Source organism: Sporofaciens musculi (genome assembly GCF_009830285.1).
In the GTDB taxonomy this organism is placed as follows: domain Bacteria; phylum Bacillota; class Clostridia; order Lachnospirales; family Lachnospiraceae; genus Sporofaciens; species Sporofaciens musculi.
In genome coordinates this window covers 5,300,746-5,317,923 of the sequence record NZ_WUQX01000001.1, presented here as the reverse complement: position 1 = coordinate 5,317,923, position 17,178 = coordinate 5,300,746, and the positions used below count along the sequence as shown (strand labels likewise).

Annotated in this window: 15 protein-coding genes; 13 read left to right on the top strand and 2 right to left on the bottom strand. The window is 44.7% G+C overall.

Going from position 1 to position 17,178, the window contains the following annotated elements:
- The first annotated feature begins 16 nt into the window (after positions 1–16).
- The 10 genes from GN277_RS26870 (at position 17) to GN277_RS26825 (ending at position 9,094) form a co-directional block, all read left to right on the top strand.
- On the top strand, positions 17–745 hold the full coding sequence (locus tag GN277_RS26870; RefSeq protein WP_159756036.1) for a hypothetical protein: 729 nt from the start codon (positions 17–19) through the stop codon (positions 743–745).
- Between the two features lie 78 nt (positions 746–823).
- Positions 824–1,222: a PulJ/GspJ family protein gene (locus GN277_RS26865; protein ID WP_159756033.1), complete on the top strand. Its 399-nt coding sequence runs from the start codon at positions 824–826 to the stop codon at positions 1,220–1,222.
- On the top strand, positions 1,219–1,953 hold the full coding sequence (locus tag GN277_RS26860) for a type IV pilus modification PilV family protein (RefSeq protein ID WP_159756030.1): 735 nt from the start codon (positions 1,219–1,221) through the stop codon (positions 1,951–1,953). The genes GN277_RS26865 and GN277_RS26860 overlap by 4 nt, the downstream gene beginning before the upstream one ends.
- A 131-nt stretch (positions 1,954–2,084) precedes the next feature.
- Complete coding sequence (locus GN277_RS26855; protein ID WP_244324931.1) at positions 2,085–2,501, top strand: prepilin-type N-terminal cleavage/methylation domain-containing protein; 417 nt, start codon at positions 2,085–2,087, stop codon at positions 2,499–2,501.
- A 103-nt stretch (positions 2,502–2,604) separates the two neighbouring features.
- Entirely contained in the window at positions 2,605–3,063 is a 459-nt protein-coding gene (locus GN277_RS26850; RefSeq protein ID WP_159756027.1) for a hypothetical protein, read from the top strand.
- A gap of 69 nt (positions 3,064–3,132) precedes the next feature.
- Positions 3,133–3,921 carry a prepilin peptidase gene (locus GN277_RS26845; RefSeq protein WP_159756024.1) on the top strand — a complete coding sequence of 263 codons (789 nt, stop codon included), beginning with the start codon at positions 3,133–3,135 and terminating at the stop codon, positions 3,919–3,921.
- A 46-nt stretch (positions 3,922–3,967) separates the two neighbouring features.
- Positions 3,968–5,164 carry a type II secretion system F family protein gene (locus tag GN277_RS26840; protein ID WP_159756021.1) on the top strand — a complete coding sequence of 399 codons (1,197 nt, stop codon included), beginning with the start codon at positions 3,968–3,970 and terminating at the stop codon, positions 5,162–5,164.
- 96 nt (positions 5,165–5,260) lie between these two features.
- The gene (locus GN277_RS26835; RefSeq protein ID WP_159756018.1) at positions 5,261–6,697 is read left to right on the top strand and encodes a type IV pilus biogenesis protein PilM; all 1,437 of its coding nucleotides are present in this window, start codon (positions 5,261–5,263) and stop codon (positions 6,695–6,697) included.
- Positions 6,694–7,395, top strand: coding sequence for a hypothetical protein (locus tag GN277_RS26830; RefSeq protein ID WP_159756015.1), 702 nt, complete (start codon positions 6,694–6,696; stop codon positions 7,393–7,395). Before GN277_RS26835 ends, GN277_RS26830 begins: the two co-directional genes overlap by 4 nt.
- Before the next feature lie 19 nt (positions 7,396–7,414).
- A complete protein-coding gene (locus GN277_RS26825) occupies positions 7,415–9,094 on the top strand; it encodes a GspE/PulE family protein (RefSeq protein WP_244324930.1) in 1,680 nt (559 codons plus the stop codon).
- On the opposite strand, the gene GN277_RS26820 is transcribed toward GN277_RS26825, so the two are convergent.
- Entirely contained in the window at positions 9,091–10,005 is a 915-nt protein-coding gene (locus GN277_RS26820) for a helix-turn-helix domain-containing protein (RefSeq protein WP_159756012.1), read from the bottom strand. The two genes, GN277_RS26825 and GN277_RS26820, sit on opposite strands and share 4 nt — an antisense overlap.
- Before the next feature lie 162 nt (positions 10,006–10,167).
- On the opposite strand from GN277_RS26820, the gene GN277_RS26815 reads away from it, so the two are divergent.
- Complete coding sequence (locus GN277_RS26815; RefSeq protein WP_159756009.1) at positions 10,168–11,094, top strand: nucleotidyltransferase family protein; 927 nt, start codon at positions 10,168–10,170, stop codon at positions 11,092–11,094.
- On the top strand, positions 11,094–12,209 hold the full coding sequence (locus GN277_RS26810; RefSeq protein ID WP_159756006.1) for a phosphotransferase enzyme family protein: 1,116 nt from the start codon (positions 11,094–11,096) through the stop codon (positions 12,207–12,209). The genes GN277_RS26815 and GN277_RS26810 overlap by 1 nt, the downstream gene beginning before the upstream one ends.
- 123 nt (positions 12,210–12,332) lie before the next feature.
- Here the strand turns inward: GN277_RS26810 and GN277_RS26805 are convergent, their stop codons facing one another.
- The gene (locus GN277_RS26805; protein WP_322101275.1) at positions 12,333–12,611 is read right to left on the bottom strand and encodes a hypothetical protein; all 279 of its coding nucleotides are present in this window, start codon (positions 12,609–12,611) and stop codon (positions 12,333–12,335) included.
- Positions 12,612–12,736: 125 nt separating this feature from the next.
- Between GN277_RS26805 and GN277_RS31045 the strand changes: the two genes are divergently transcribed.
- Positions 12,737–17,011, top strand: coding sequence for a chitobiase/beta-hexosaminidase C-terminal domain-containing protein (locus GN277_RS31045; RefSeq protein WP_159756003.1), 4,275 nt, complete (start codon positions 12,737–12,739; stop codon positions 17,009–17,011).
- Positions 17,012–17,178: the final 167 nt, after the last annotated feature.

Here is a 17,178-nt window from a genome sequence, read left to right as displayed (position 1 = left end):
AAAGGAGGGCGATATAGTGCATCGGAAGAAAACAGGAGATAAAAATGGTTCTACGCTTGTAATCGTAGTCTGTATATCAGCCTTATTGATGGCGTTCGCCCTCGCTATGCTCTATACAGCCGGTCTTCTTTTAGCTCGCGCTAACCGTCGGCTTGAGCAGGAGAGAAGCTATCAGCTTGCTCAGAGTTTTGCAAAGGTGTTAGAGGAGGAATTGAAGGCTGATTATGATAAGCCAGAAAATGCACCGGAGAAAAGTTTTTACCGTTATGTCTATAATTTCCTTGAAGGAAGATACGGGGAATATGACCCCGATCATCCGGACGAAACCATTTTCCATTATACGGCTGCTTTGCCAGAGGGGGTGGATACGGAAAAATACGGCACAATCAAGGTGGTCATGTATAAAGAAGCTAATCAGGACCAGGATGTGGATATGTCCGGTGAGCTGGTGAAGGACCAGAGTGTTGACGAGATTCTGAATAACGGAATTGCCCGCTATATCTTTACTGTGGAGGTGACCGCAGACGTAGGCGGGGTTTCCTACAGCTACAGTACAGAGTACCGGCAGATGGCAACTTATGAGGTGAAATTTCAGCATGACGGCAAAAATATTGTGTGGGACGACGGCTGGCATGAGTATCTGTCGAGTCCAGAATATGTTGTGGACTGGAATAAAGGAAATATCCAATATGAATATCAGTCTGACAAGATTATGCGGTGTGAATTTGCAAATGCCCATGAGTAGCGTAAAGGGCAGGATTTGTTTGCAGATGGCAAAAGCACATTTGATTTATCGTAACAATATCAGGAGGGAGTAAGGAAGATGCGTAGAATGAGTTTCGATTCTGGAGAGTCATTGGTGGAGGTGATGGTGAGCGCTGTAATCTTTTTAATGATGATGGCGGTGCTTGAAGGTTCCATTTCATTTTGCACAAATGCACAGCATAAGAGCGAGCAGGTTCGCGAGACAAATGCAGAGATTTGCAGGAATTTGCAGACTTCTCCTTATGTTCCTGGTGCAGAAAATAAGACCTATTTATTTAAGGCGACGACAGCAAACGGCGAAACACCTGGACCAGAAGGGGCGGTGCTTTTTGGTATAGCCGTGGAGCTTGGCTCGAAAGAGGTAATCTATCAGGGAGAAGACCAGACGCCAAAGACCACAACATTTTATATGTTTGGTTCTGCCGACGGGGGAGGTACAGGAGGTGAGACTCCGTGAGGGGGTTACATAGGCTTAGAAGATATAGAAAGTCTGGTATAAGCCTGGTGGAGATGGTTGTTACATTGCTGATTTTCAGCATTATGATGACCATGATGGTGGGAGTTTTAAGCCCGGCCGCGAAAATATTTATTCGGATACAAAAGCTGCAGTATGCACAGATTATTCTGGATAATACCATACAAGAGCTTCGGGGAATGACAAGGGATGCGACAGGGCATATAAAAATCTATGACAAATGCGGTGCTGGTGATGGAATCGCCGGCCTGACGGGGGCAGAGAGGGGACAGGGATTAGAGTTTGTCAATGAGGAGGGCTATGTGATGTTGATTTCCACAGAGGGCTGCCCCGATACAGGGGTATACAGGGGAAGTCAGTTGCTTAGCACAGTAAACCTTGGGGATGTTCCTGCCGGAAGGCTGTTTGCCAGATATTATGTCCGCGAAAAGGATGAAAAGTATCACTATGAGGATGCTTTGGGACAACCCATTGCCAGAGCCGTGAACAGTGTATTTACCGATGGATATTATATGGGGAACTATTTGGAGATTATATTTTCCTATCCGGCGGGAACGGTACAGGACGAAAGTGTTGATTACCTGGAGGCAGAAGTAAGGCTCTACAGTGATGCCCAGAGGACTGAGTTGATGATAAAGGAACATGTGATTCTGGATTTGCGGTATGACGTAAAACGCCTGGATGGAGTGACTGCCAATAAGGAGGTTCTCTGATATTAAAGAGAGAATAATTGTTAAATCCATCCTGCAACATAAGCTCGGACAGAATGAGGGGAGTGCAGGGTGTGGATTTATAGATGTAACTATTAATGAAGCAAGAGTAAAAAGAAAAGGAGAATGAAGAAATGATGAGGAGTTTGAAGAAAAACAGGAAAAAGGGTTTCACGCTTGTGGAACTGATTGTGGTGTTGGTAATATTGGCGATATTGGCGGCGCTGCTGATTCCGGCGTTGACGGGATATATTGATAAGGCGAGAAAAAAGCAAGTAACTGCGGAAACTAGATCCTGTGTAATGGCGGCACAGACATTGGGAGATGAAAAGTATGGGACAGATGCTCATACGAAAGCTGATCTTGAGGCGGCAGTAACTGCTGATAGTGTAATAAAATTGGCGGAAGTTCCAGGAAATGTTGCAGGCATATCGTTTGATGATGAAGGACATTTAACGGCACTTACATATACTAATGGATTAACATGTAAATATACATGGACTGAAAGTGATAAGGGAAAATATACAGATCCAGAAAAAGCACAACCATAGAAAGACCTAAGAGGAACCTTTTAAACTGAGTTACTATGTGAAAGTATATAGAAAGAGTTGTTTATTAAATTATGAGAAATATAGTACTGTTTAGGAAGCGTATATGCTAAAGATATTATTTAGTCAATTCAATAAAGATGAAAAACAGAATATCAAATGGCTTACCCGTTGTTTATCCCTCCTCCTGCTCATCCTTACGGTCATAGTGGCAGCCATCCCCGGCGTCCTTTACATCATGCGTCGGGCAGACGCCCAGGTGGCCCTTGGCAACGCCAAATCCCTGCGGATGGCATTAGATGCGGCCGCCACAGAGCATTACGGTTCCGGCAAACCTTTCCGTGACGCTTCCGCTTTCGGAGGCGTCACGGAGGAAGTCTGGCGGCAGGTGATTACCGACAGCAAAGTATCAGGCGATTTTTGGGTACTTCAAATGGATGAGAGCGGTTACGAGGTACAGAGTTTCTATTACCAGGAGGGGGATTTTACGGTAACCTATTTAAGAGAGCCGCTTACCTACAAGGTTTTCTATCAACAGGAATTTATCCGGACCTATAAGCGTTAGCCTGGCTGAATGTCAGGGGAAGTGTTAAAATATTTACAATTCATCAGACATAAGAGGGGAAGAAAAGTAATGTTGACAGTACTAATCGGAGTGCTATACTTGTTTCGCTTTATATTTGGAGCTTGTGTTTTCAGTTTTTTAACAGTAGTAATCTATCGTCTTCCCAAAGGGGAGAATTTTGTATATGGCCGCAGCCATTGCCCCGACTGCGGCAGAATGCTGAGCGCGGGAGAATTAATCCCGTGCGTCAGCTACCTTGTCCAGAGAGGGAGATGCCTTGGATGTGGGATGAGGATATCGGGGCAATATATTTTGGTAGAATGTCTGGGCGGTATAGCATTTGTTTTTTGCAGCGCCTGTTTTGGCAGCGGAGAGACGGGGTTTTTGTCACTGAGGGGATGGATTGGTTTTATCTATATGGGAATCCTAACCGTCGTTGCGTTTATTGATTGGAATACAAAAATCATATACGATCGTTTTCATATATTTATTGTGCTGTTGGGGATAGCAGCAATTTGGGTATTTCCAGAACATGGGATTAAAGAAAAGCTGTTTGGCGCTGTGATTGTATCTGTGCCGATGCTTGTGCTGGCTCTTTTGATAGAAGGAGCATTTGGCGGCGGCGATATCAAGCTGATGGCGGCAAGCGGATGGCTGCTCGGTTTTCGGGCAATGATTCCGGCAATATTTATAGGGATATTGTCAGGAGGAAGCTACTGTATCTGGATGCTTGCAAGGGGGAAAATGTCACGGAAGGACCGCTTCGCCTTTGGGCCGTTTCTTGCAATCGGGCTTGCCATATCATGCCTTTTTGGAGAGCAGATACTCACGTGGTATCTGTCAGTCTGGCAGATATAGTCACAAATCAGTTATCAGAGTGTTATGGAGAGAAAGGGGAGTTTTCATGCCGCAATTTCGTTATCTTGCGAAGAATATGGAGGGGAAGAACCTGCGGGGGACAATGGAGGCCGCAGGAGAGAGCGTCCTACAGCAGCAGTTAAAGGAGCAAGGCTTATTTCTGGTGGAGGCAAAGGATGTCACGGCGTCGAAAAGTTCGCGCAAATTTTCCTCCAAACTGCTTTCGGAATTCTGTAAAGAGCTGTCCACACTACTGGCGTCGGGAATCAGTATTGTCCGCGCTTTGGAGATTATTGCCGACGAGGAGGGACTTCCTGCTTATGCCAGGTCAGTCTACCTTTCGGTGCTTGCAGAGTTAAGGAAAGGAACCAGCCTTTCAGAAGCCATGGAGACAAAAAAATGTTTTCCTGAGCTGATGATTGGGATGATTCGTTCCGGTGAGGGCAGTGGAAATATTGACGCTGTAATGGAACGGCTTTCCCTACATTATGAGAGGGAAAACCGATTAAAGCACCAGGTAAGATCAGCAATGACTTATCCAGTGGTTTTGTTGGTGATGTGCGTGGCGGTTGTCATTTTGATTGTGACATTCATTCTGCCTCAGTTTGACGAATTATTTTCACAGATGGAAAGCCTTCCGGCAGTAACGGAATGGCTGATGGCAGCGTCAGACTTTCTTGTGCATCAGTGGCACATCCTATTGCTTGTCATATTTGTACTGGCGGTCATGCTTCAGATTATATTTAAAATATACAAAATCCGCAGAGCCATCGACTACATGAAAGTACATTTGCCTGTGGTGGGAAGGCTGAATAAGATTATTTATACTGCCCGTTTTGCTCGGACACTAAGCAGTCTGTATTCCAGCGGTATGCCGATTGTGGGAGCCCTTAAGACGGCAGGCAAGACCATTGGAAATGTTTACGTGGAAGAACAGTTTGAGCAGGTTACGGTAACAGTGAGAAGCGGCGTTCCTCTCTCTCAGGCTCTTCGGGAGGTGGATGGTCTTGTGCGCAAGCTTGCCAGCACCATACTGATTGGAGAGGAAAGCGGACGGCTGGATACCATGTTGGATTCCATTGCCATGACTATGGAGGAGGAAGCAGAGGCAGCAACGAAACGGCTGATGACTTTGCTTGAGCCGGTGCTCATCTGTCTGATGGCTGTGGTTGTGGGCTTTATTATCATAGCGGTTATGCTGCCAATCTACGAGTCATACGGAGCAATCGAAGGCTCGGCATAAAGAGGCGGATCATCTCAAATAAGAGCTGGCCGTAGACAGTAGGTTTTAAATAGAGAGGTTATATAAAATGCAGTTTAAAGAAAAGGGGAGAGGAAGATGAGTCATACTGTCATAGTATTTCAGGAAGATTGTATCTTGATGGCAGCAGGCAGGGAAGGAAAATATCCAGCAGTCACAGAGGTAGAGCGATTCGATTTGCAGGGACAGGGCGACTCGTTTGACAGATGGCGGCAGGCTTTAGAGAGGATGACATCAAGGCAGAGGATAGAGCAGGTACGGCTGGTATTGCCTGGAAATTTATGTGTAACCAGGATACTCAAGCTTCCTGACAGCAGAGGCAAACAGTTGTCGGAAATGGCGGAACGGGAGGTACAGGAGAATTTCCGTAATGAGATTACGGATTATTCTGTTATCCGGCGGGAAAAGAAAATCGGTGTGGATATCTGCGCAGGCGGAGCAGAACAGGGGAATCTGGAAAATTTTTTACGCATTTGCAGGGAAACGGGACTGCATGTCAGCGGGATTACAGTTCCCATGGAAGGATATTTGAAGCTTATGCAATGTCTGGAGGATTTTCATGAACGGACAGCAATCTACCTGTTCTTTGAGGCAGGGAGTATGATGAGTATTCTGTGCCAGAAAGGCCAGTATCTGTATTCCAGCCGGACACGATTGTTCAGTGAAGCGGGGACCTTGGATTTTGGTACGGAGATTGTAAGGAGTATCTCCGGTATTATTCAGTTCTATGCAGGCCGCAGCCAGGAGGAGCCGATAACTGAGGTGTGTTATGCAGGATGTCCAGACGAGGATTTTGAGGCGAGTGTGGAAGGAATCCGGAATTTGAACCTCGATGTGTCACCTATGGTTATTGACAGGAGGATTTCTCTGCCAGGGCAGGAGAAGGCGACGGATTGGATATCTTGTATTGGTGCGTTGATACGCAGTACGAGGAAGGAGAAGCAGATTGACCTTAGCAGCGCCGGAGGGAAATCTGAGGAAAAGGGTGAACGCACTTGGAAGTTGGTCAGGCATCTGGCGATGCCAGGCGTTATAGCTCTAATCGGCGTTGTGCTGACCGTAGGAATTGGGCTGGTAAATTACGTGGTCAGTGGGAAGAATCAGTCGAAGCAGGAATGGATTGAGAGCATAAAGCGGGAGGGAACATACCAAAAAGCGCAGGAATTAGAGGAACGACTCAAAAAGTTGGAAAATGGAATTGCTTCTGTGAAGCTGTCAGACCAAAATTTATCTTCTTATCCAGAATTTTCAGGAGGCGTGCTACGTAGGATTGAGGGCGTGGGAGGAAGCCAGATTGGACTGCAAATAACAGATTTTGATGCAGAGACAGGGCTTCTTCTCTTTGATGCCAACAGTCTGGCAGTGATTGACGTGTCCAATTATATTCTGCGGCTTCAGGAAACAGGACTGTTCCATACAGTAGACTATACAGGTTATATATTTGAAGACGGTTGGTATACACTGTCTCTGTCATGCACAATGGAAGGCAGAGTATACAAAGGAGGTGCACAATGAGGCTGACGGATAAAGATATATTGCTGTTAAAGCTGGCATTTTGTATCCTGATTGTATTTTTGATGGTTCGTTTTTTGATTATGCCAGGGCTTGGACAGTATCAGGAAAACAGGATGGAGAGCCAGGAGTTGGATGAAGCACTTAAGGAAATGCAGTCTGCCATCGACGGTATTCCTGGATTAGAGAAAAAGATAGAGGAACGAGAAGGAGAGCTTGAGGGCATTTCCGTAAAATATTATGATTGGATGGAAAACCGCCAGATAGATGAACTACTGACAGGACTTGCTTTGAAGGCAGAGCTGTTTCCGGTGTCTCTGTCAATCGGTGAGGCGCAGCCAGAGATACCAGAGACTTATGTGTATGGGAGGATTTCAGGGGAGGAAGGCGAAGCAGACAAAGCAGGCGAAACAGACAAAGAGGCTGAGTCAGACAACCCAGAGAATGACCAGGATATAGGTCAGGAAGGAGCAGCGGCAGACGGGTACATCCTTACGGTGAATTGTACAATGGTGCTGCAGGGAAGTTCGATTCAGATTTATCATTTTATAGATGATATTGCCCACAATTATCCTGCAATCCAAATCCGGACCATGTCTGTGAATGAGCGCACGTATCTGGATACAGAATGGAACGTAGTGGAACAGCCAGAGGTAACTTTTGAATTGGCTGTCTATATGCACGACAATATAGACAAATGACAGGAAGGGGAATGAGGTCTTGAGGACAAATCTAAGAATCGGAGAGATATTAGAAGAAAGAGGATATGTTGATGCCCGTCAGATGCAAGAAGCGCTTGCCTATCAAAAGGAGCACAGAGATAAGCGGGTCGGGCAGATTCTAATTGAGCTGAACTTTGTGACAGAGCAGCAGGTATTGGAGGCTCTGGCAAGCAGGCTGGAGCTGGAAATCGTTGACGTTGCGTCGCAGCAGGTAGACTTAGAGGCAGTCGCCATGGTAAACAAAGAACTGGCGGAGAAGAACCTGTTCCTTCCACTTAGCGTGACAAACCGAACCATGGTTTTGGTGACTAATGACCCACTGAACTATTTTGCGCTGGAGGAGGTGCGTCAGCAGACCGGCTGCTATTTACAGATTCTCTTAAGTGAAGAAAAACCACTTCGCCAGGCAATCTCCTACTATTTTGCAGAGGTAGGGGCGAAGCAGGCGGCAACAGAGGCAAATGCCGGTTTCGGGGCAGATGATTTTGACGACCTTGACCTTACAGAGCTGGAAAATGTGGACGAGGAGGCGCCAATCATCCATCTATTGAACAGTCTTGTTGAACGGGCGATTAAAAGCAATGCCAGCGATATCCATATTGAGCCTTTTGAGCGCCAGACAAAAGTAAGGATGAGGATTGACGGCGTAATCCTTGAGTATGTGGCTTTGCAGAGAAATGTCCATCAGCCCTTGATTGCCCGAATCAAAATCATGGCTAATCTGGACATTGCGGAGAAGCGAATTCCCCAGGACGGACATTTCCGCGTAAGGACAGAGAGCGGTTACGTCAACATCCGTGTATCCCTCATGCCTACCGTGTTCGGGGAAAAGGCGGTGCTGCGTCTGCTCACCTCCTCCGGTCAGTTGGACTATCCAGACCAATTCGGCATGGATGATGACAGCTACAGAAAATTTCTGCCAATGCTGAACAGCAGCAACGGGATTATTTATATCACAGGCCCTACAGGAAGTGGAAAGTCCACCACTTTATATATGGTGCTTGAATACCTGTCAGGGAGGATGCTGAATATTGCCACAATCGAGGACCCTGTGGAGAAAAATGTGCCTGGCATCAACCAGACACAGGTGAATCCAGTGGCAGGGCTCACATTTGAAATGGGACTTCGGGCCTTATTGCGTCAGGACCCAGACGTGATTATGGTAGGAGAGACCAGAGACGGTGAGACCGCCGGAATTTCAGTGCGCGCCGCAATCACAGGCCATGTGGTTTTAAGCACTCTGCATACCAACAGCGCGGCGTCAAGTATCGTTCGTCTGGAGGACATGGGGGTAGAGACGTATCTGGTGGCAAATTCAATGGTGGGCGTGGTTGCCCAGAGGCTCATGCGGAAGGTATGTCCCCATTGCGCCCAGGAGATGGAGACGACTCCCGAAGAAAGGGAGTTTCTTGGTGAAAATATAGAAACCGTGTGGAGAGGGCGGGGCTGTGCTCAGTGCAACAACACTGGTTACAGAGGACGTATCGCGGTACACGAAATCTTTACTGTTGACGCCGCCTTACGACAGATGATAGGCAGCCATGCATCAATGGAAGAAATCGAGAATTATGCAAGAGAGCGCCAGCAGATGCGCACCCTGAAGGAAAACGGGATACGGCTGGTGGCAGACGGGGTTACTACGATTGAGGAATTGGCCAAGATTGCTTATGGGAGTTAAAAACTCCCATCTGCCATCGCCTTGATAGACAAAGCATATTCTGAGGGCGTCATGCCTGTTGATTTCTTAAACTGCCTTGAAAAATAGTGGATAGAGGAATATCCTAACTGTTCGGATATCTGTGTAAAATTCAGATGTCCAGTCCTAATCATTTCTTTGGCGGCATTGATTTTCAGCAATGAAAAATATTCTATGATTCCAAGTCCGCATCTTTCCTTGAAAATCTTCTGAAGCTGAGAGCGTCCCACCAGATTATCCCGACAAATCTGTTCAATCGAAACAGCCGAATTAATGCGTACTCCAAGATAGTCGGTCACACGGCTAAAAATCTCAGCGTCGCTCTTGCTCTTGGTAGACTTGGGCGGTTCTGTTGTTATAAGCTGCTTCGGAACAGTAAGCGGATTGGAGTATCTGCGAATCAAATGAATCAAAAGCTGCTCTAAATAGAGGCAGATTAACTGTCCGGCCCCAAACAGCTCTGGCTCTTTCCAAGGCATATTTTGAAGATAAGGGTCATCCAGCCGGCAGTCAAAGCAGCGTCTTGCTTCTATAATAATATCCGCAAGGAGGTTTCTCTCTGTCTCATCAATCTTGAACGTTTTTTTTCGGAAAAATGACATGGCCTTATCTTCACAGTGGAAAGAAATCACCACAAGATTCGGCGCTACTTTTCCGGTTGCACGGACATTGTGGAATTCATTTGGCTGGTGAAATGCAATATCCCCCCGTTTTAAAACCGATACTTCATCTCCTGCCGTCACATTTACTTCGCCCTTATCTACGCAGATAAATTCCCAGAAATCATGAGTTTCCCCCTGGAAAGAAAAATTACTCATATATTCAAAATAATGGATGCTGTATATTTTGCTGATGGAAATAGATTTTTTTAAAATGATTCCGTTGTAGCCCATAGTGTATTACCTCTTGTATGTCTTATATATATATTTTACCTCATAAAAGCTGATTGTGCAAATCAAGAATCGTATAGTACAAAGATTTTCCTGACTCTTTGTACTACAATAAATATAAATGAAGCAACAATATACGGATATCAGAAGTATGGAGGTAAAAAAATGGATAAACCGGTATTAGTGATTATGGCGGCAGGAATGGGCAGCCGTTACGGAGGTTTGAAGCAGATTGATCCAGTGGACAACGAAGGCCACATTATCATGGATTTTTCCCTATTTGATGCCAGGAAAGCAGGTTTTGAGGAAGTAATTTTCATTATTAAGCGGGAAAATGAAGCTGATTTCAGAGAGGCTATTGGTGACCGTGTTGAAAAATATATGAAGGTTTCCTATGCATTCCAGGAGATTGAAAATATTCCAAAAGGATATGCAGTTCCAGCGGGACGTGTGAAGCCATGGGGAACGGCTCATGCGGTGCTTAGCTGTATCGACCAGGTTGACGGGCCGTTTGCAGTTATCAATGCAGACGATTATTATGGAAGAGAGGCGTTTCAACTAATCTATGATTACCTGGCGGCACATCAGGATGATGATAAATACCGTTACACCATGGTAGGCTATCTCCTTTCCAACACTGTTACGGATAACGGTCATGTGGCAAGGGGCATCTGTGAGATGAACAAAGACGGGGAACTGGTTGGTATCACAGAGAGAACCAAGATTGAGAAGCGTGACGGCGGAATCGCATTTACAGAGGACGACGGTGCAACATGGACGCCTGTAGCCAGTGACTCCACAGTTTCCATGAATATGTGGGGATTTACACACAGCATTTTGAGAGAAATCCGCGACCGTTTTCCGGCATTTCTGGATGAAGGAATTAAGAGCAATCCGATGAAGTGCGAATATTTCCTGCCGGCGGTTGTGAGCGACCTTCTGGGGGAGGGACGCGCGACGGTGTCAGTACTTAAGTCAAAAGACAAATGGTATGGAGTAACGTATAAAGAGGATAAGCCGGTGGTTGTGGCGGCAATCCAGAAGATGAAAGAAGAAGGGCTCTATCCGGAGCATTTATGGGAGGAAGTATAATGGGAGAAGCATCACCAATTCAGATTGCAGAAGCAATAGGGAATTTTCAGTTTAACGGAAGGCTTATGAGAGGCTGTGCATATGGAAACGGTCATATTAACGACACATATCTTCTGACATTTCAGATTTCAGGGATGGGAAATATCAAAGTCATCCTGCAGAAGATGAATAAGGATGTATTCGAGAAGCCGGTTGAGCTGATGGAAAACGTTATGGGGGTAACGGCATATCTGCGCGAGCAGATTATTAAAAACGGCGGCGATCCGGAGAGGGAAACGCTGAATGTGATTCCTGCCTATGACGGCAAGCCGTATTACAAGGATTCCTATGGAGAATACTGGCGTTCCTATAAGTTCATTACAGATGCTACCAGCTACGACGTGGTAGAGAAGCCAGAGCATTTCTACCAGAGTGCGGTTGCATTTGGGAATTTCCAGTGTATGCTGGCGGATTATCCGGCTGATACGCTGAACGAGACGATTGTTGGGTTCCACGATACAAGAGCCAGATTTGCAGTATTTAAAAAGGCGGTGGAAGAAGATGTATTGGGGAGAGCCGCTTCTGTGAAGGATGAGATTCAGTTCGTTCTGGACAGAGAGGAGGTTGCCAATTATTTTTCAGAGCTTCAGGACAAGGGTGAACTGCCCCTTCGGGTAACCCACAATGATACGAAGCTCAATAATATTATGATTGACAACAAGACTGGAAAAGGAATCTGTGTGATTGATTTGGATACGGTTATGCCAGGGCTTGCGATGAACGACTTTGGGGATTCCATCCGTTTTGGCGCAAGTACGGCGGCAGAGGATGAGAGGGACCTTTCCAAAGTGTCCTGTGATATGGACTTGTATGAACTGTATACCAAGGGATTTATTGAAGGATGTGCGGGCAGGCTGACCGGCAAAGAGATTGAGCTGCTTCCTATGGGGGCCAAGGTCATGACCTTTGAGTGCGGGATGCGTTTCCTGACTGATTATCTTCAGGGAGACCGGTATTTTAAGATTCACAGGGAGGATCATAACCGTGACCGCTGCCGGACACAATTTAAGCTGGTGGCGGATATGGAAAAGAAATGGGATACCATGGAGAGTATTGTTAGAAAGTATGCACGATAGGGGATAGCGTGTAAGATATTATAAGAGAAAAGGGTGTGCAGTATAAACGGTAAGGATTACCTGTGTTTATGCTACATACCCTTTTCTTGGTTGTATTGGATGTATTTTATACGACTGCCTCTATCAGTAATTTATCTTCAAATGCAACTGGGTATGTCTTGCTGAGCCATGCCAGAGCTTGATTTCCACAATAAATCTTTCTCCGTGGTAGTCTACAATCAGATCCGTTCGTTCTCTGTTTCTTGTCTCTGCTTCTACATAACAATTTCCCTGTCCGTTGTTGATAACAGGTTTTAAGAATAGCATAAAATAGCGGCGCCCATCATCTTCGTAGAACTTTTGGCCCTGGTCTCCATAGAGGTCGTCAAAATGTCTGACAAACCGTTCCAGTACAAATTGCATATCCAACCGACCATTTGAGTGGGGGAGGATACGGAATAAATATAGTAAGGGTAAAGCTGTATTTTACAAAATTCCATTTTGCCGATAGATTTAACGATTTGATAAATTTTTAGAAAGGATATTTTATGATGGGAAGGAAAAAGTTAAAATCATTGGCCGCATTTTTGGCGACGATGTCGGCATCATTTTTTATACCATTAGTTGTGAATGCAGGTGATTGTACTTCCATTTCAGCTACAGAGTGTATTGGCGGATGCAATGGTCATGTTATCAGTCAAGCTAATGGTAACCATACAAAACGTATTCAGGTATCCGGCGGTCGTCATACGATTACTCTCGATAATGTCGCTATTGATACATCAAGTGCTACTGATGAGGCAGATCAATTTTCTGCTTTTGATATTACCGGAGACGCTACAGTTGAATTGATTCTGATAGGGGACAATACGTTAAAAAGTTTTGAGGGATATGCTGGCTTGCATATTCCATCAGGGTCTTATTTAACAATTAAAGGTGATGGTAATTTAAGGGCTGACGGCGGTGTTAATGGCGCTGGTATCGGTAGTCAGGGAATAGATGGAGCATCAGGTCAGATTACGATTGCAACAGGAAAGACTAGTACCATTACTGCTAATGGCGGTGACGCGGCTGCTGGTATTGGCGGCGGTCAAGGTGGTGGTTGTGGTAAGATTATCATCGAAAGCGGTAATGTGAAGGCTAAGGGTGGTGATGGGTATACAGTAACAAACCCTACTACTAATGTAACATCAAAGGTAGCCGGCGGTACTGGTATTGGTACTGGTGGCGGCGGTGTCGGAGGTGGTGACATTGTTCTTAAGGGCGGTGAGATAACTGCCATTGGCGGTATGTCGAATGATGACCCACAGCGTAATGGTATTGACTGTCAGAAATTATCTTCTGACGGAGGAAGCGCAAATCTCTATTCCAATAGTCCGATATCTGATACAACAAATATAGACGACTTTAATGGTGTTGTATGGTTGATGGTAGAAGAAACTACGGGGTCAGGAGTGTATAAAACTGTATCTGGAAATGTATATGGTAATGCAGTTTTGGACAAAGATTTGAAAGATATCAGTATAACTATTCGTTCAGGATGTTCCTTAACGATACCGTCTAATACGAAGGTGACTATAAGCGGTACGGGTTCTATTATGGGAGATACCAGTACTAGTATTATAAATGCAGATAATCTTATTGTTGCAGGTAAGGTTATATTATCACCCGACATAGAAAAGAAGGTTACATTAGATAAAAAGGATATTGCAATAACCAATCCTAATTTGGTTTATACAGGAAAAGATTTAGGTCATACTGATAAGAATTCTAATGAAGAAGCTTATAAAATCATATCGCCAAGACATGATAATGGAACGACTTATACTGTCGATGAAACAGGATGGGTGCCCCATTATTACAAAAATGGTTTGTTGGTGGATAAGATTCAGAATGCAGGAACCTATAATGTAATATATAAGAACACGAATCCCAATGCAAATTATAGTGATTTTTCTTTTAATATTACTGTTGAGAAAAGACAGCTTGAAAGCAGCATGGTTAAAGACATTGATGATGTGCTGTTCACCGGAAGTGCGCAGCAGCCTAAGGTGACTTTAACTTATAACAACAAGGAGCTTGTTGAAGGTGTAGATTATCAGCCGCTTACATCGAATAGCTATAGCAATAATATAGAAGTAGGAGATAATACAGCAACCGTTACGATTGATGCATCAGCAAATGGAAATTTCCTTGGTTCTGTAGAAAAGAAATTCAGCATCAAACCCGCAGTTCTTTTAGAAGAGAATGTAACAATCACTCCTGAGACTACTGTATATAACGGGAAAAAGCAGGAGCCTACAATCCAGGTGCTTCTTGAAGATGGCAGCGAGATGGATAAAGATAATTATACGGTTACAGCTTCAACTGATAACTTTACCGATGCTACCGGCTCTGAGCCGATTGTATTTACTATAGAAGGAAAAGGTAATTTCTCAGGTAAAATAACCAAGAACTATACCATCAGTGAGGCGCCGTTGACGATTACAAAGATTAAACCCAAGGATCGTCAATATAATGGTTCCAAAGAAGTCGAGATTGAGGAAGTACAATTTACAGGGCTCTTAGGAACGGATAAGCCGAGTGATATTACACTTGAATCAAAGGGGCTCGTTGAAAGTGAGAATGTGAATGAGAGCGGATACAGCACGATTACGTTCGACGAATTCAAGCTTGGAGGCGAAAAGGGTAAGAATTATGTAGTTCAATCTCCGCTTCCAGGAGAAGCAATCGTTCTGGATAAGCCGGTAATTATCAGTCAGGCAGACGCGCCTGCTACGCCTGATATTAAGTGCACATATGAAGTAAGCGCTACTTATCCTGGCAAATTTGTTGGAACAATGTCAGTCGCAAATGCCGCAGACGGCGCTGAATATCAGTATAGATGGAAAGCAAAAGACAGCGAGGAATTCACCGAATGGCAGACTGATAATGTCTTTGATAACATTGTTCCAGGTGAAACATGGATTGTTGAAGCACAATCCGTTGGTAATGAAAATATAAAGCAAAGCGAGATTGGCCAGGCGGAAATAACTTTTGAAAAACTTACAGAAAGCAGAGTTCCAGAAGGAATTACCATGGAATTTGCTTTGAATAAGGATGGAGAGACATACACGGCAACAGTTCTTCCAGAATTGCCGGAGTTAGAGTATTTTATCGGTAAGTCGGATGAAGTTCCAGGTGATGATGATTATTTGTCTGCTGAATCAGGACGGAATCCTCATATGAAGACAGACTGCGAAGCAGCTACTGAGTACACAGCTTATGTAAGATTTAAAGAGACAGCTACTCATAAAGCAAGTGAGCCGACTAAGGTTACTGGTGTTACAGAGACATTAGTTGTAAAAGAGCCAACCATATCGCTGGTTAGAAATGAGAGCAGCGATGAGAGCGACAATAAAGGTGATGCTAATAATGAAGACAGTAACGAGGAAGCTAACGCAAAAGAAAGCAGCGCCGACGACATTACTTTAAATGATAACGAATATCTTGAAACTGGTAAAGTAAAGATAACATGTAAGACAAAGGGAGCAACCATCTACTATACCACAGACGGTACAGATCCTACAGACCAGGACAATGAGTATACGGGACCTTTTGAGATTAGTAATAAGGGTGAGACCACCATTAAGGCGTTTGCCATAAAGGATGGACGGGAAGATAGCCCGACTGCATCTGCTACATTTATAAGAAGACTGTTGAATGTAGAGACACCTATCATTACACCTGAAGACGGAGAGTCATTTACAGGTTCGACTCTGGTTACGATTGAGTGTCCGACAGAAGGCGCCGATATCTATTATACAACGGATGGAAGCGATCCGGATCCGACGAACAAAAAGCAGAAGTATAAGGAGCCTTTCAGGATTAATACATCAACAACGATTAATGCTATTGGCGTAATGAAGGATATGGACCCCAGTGAGATGGCAACGTCTTCACTTGAGAAGTTAGAGAGTACGGTGAATGTATATTCCAGCCTTATTTCATTTGCTACAACCGGCGAAGATGCGCAGAATAATCCGATTTCAGATGAATTGATGGAGAAGCTGGGAACCAAGGACAAGAAAGTTGCGAGCGAATCAATCGTTGCACAGTTGACCTCAGAGCTTTCTGTTATTGGAAGCAATGGCGACTTCACATATGACAGGATGAGATTCTATGATCTTGTATTGAAAGTCAAAGTAGACAGCGAGCCTCTGCGTGACGCAACTGCTGATGATTTCTCAGAAGGCGGACTTACGGTTACTGTACCGTATCCGGAAGGCACCAGCCTTGAAGCTAATGATTTTGCTATAGCGCATATGTTTGGCTCTGGAGAAAATACAGGAAAGATAGAAACCTGGCAGAATATAACCGTTACTAAGACTCCAAGCGGACTGCAGTTTACTGTTACAAGCGCATCACCTCTTGCGATTGCCTGGACAACGGCCGTTCCAAACGGACCAAACAGCAACAATGTAAGCGGTGGAGATAATGTTGTGGATCCGGATGATCCGAATGGAGATGGTCAAGGAGACAACCAGGGAGATGGTCAAGGAGACAATCAGGGAGATGGTCAAGGAGACAACCAGGGAGATGTTACTGTAACTGCGAATCCAAGAGATGGAGGCACAGGTGACGGTACCACTACTGATAATTCAAATGGAACAGGTACAGGAACAGGTGCAGCAGCCGATGCTGTTAAATCTGCCGCAGCTTCACTTCTGCCGAAGACAGGAGATACCAGCAAACTTATTGTATGGGTTGTTCTTGCGGTCGCATGTGTGGCCGTCATAGTAGGCATACAGATAAAGTCTAAAAAGGGAAATAGAAAGAAGTAGTAAGATAATTAAAAAAAGGGGTGTCGGAAGATAAATATTTTCCGATATCCCTTTTTTATATGCTGTATTTTAGAATAAAACTGTGTTAATATAAAAAAGAATAGAACATAAGTACACCTAAGTGTACACCCTAATGAATGCTGCCTGGCATACCCTAAAAATTATGT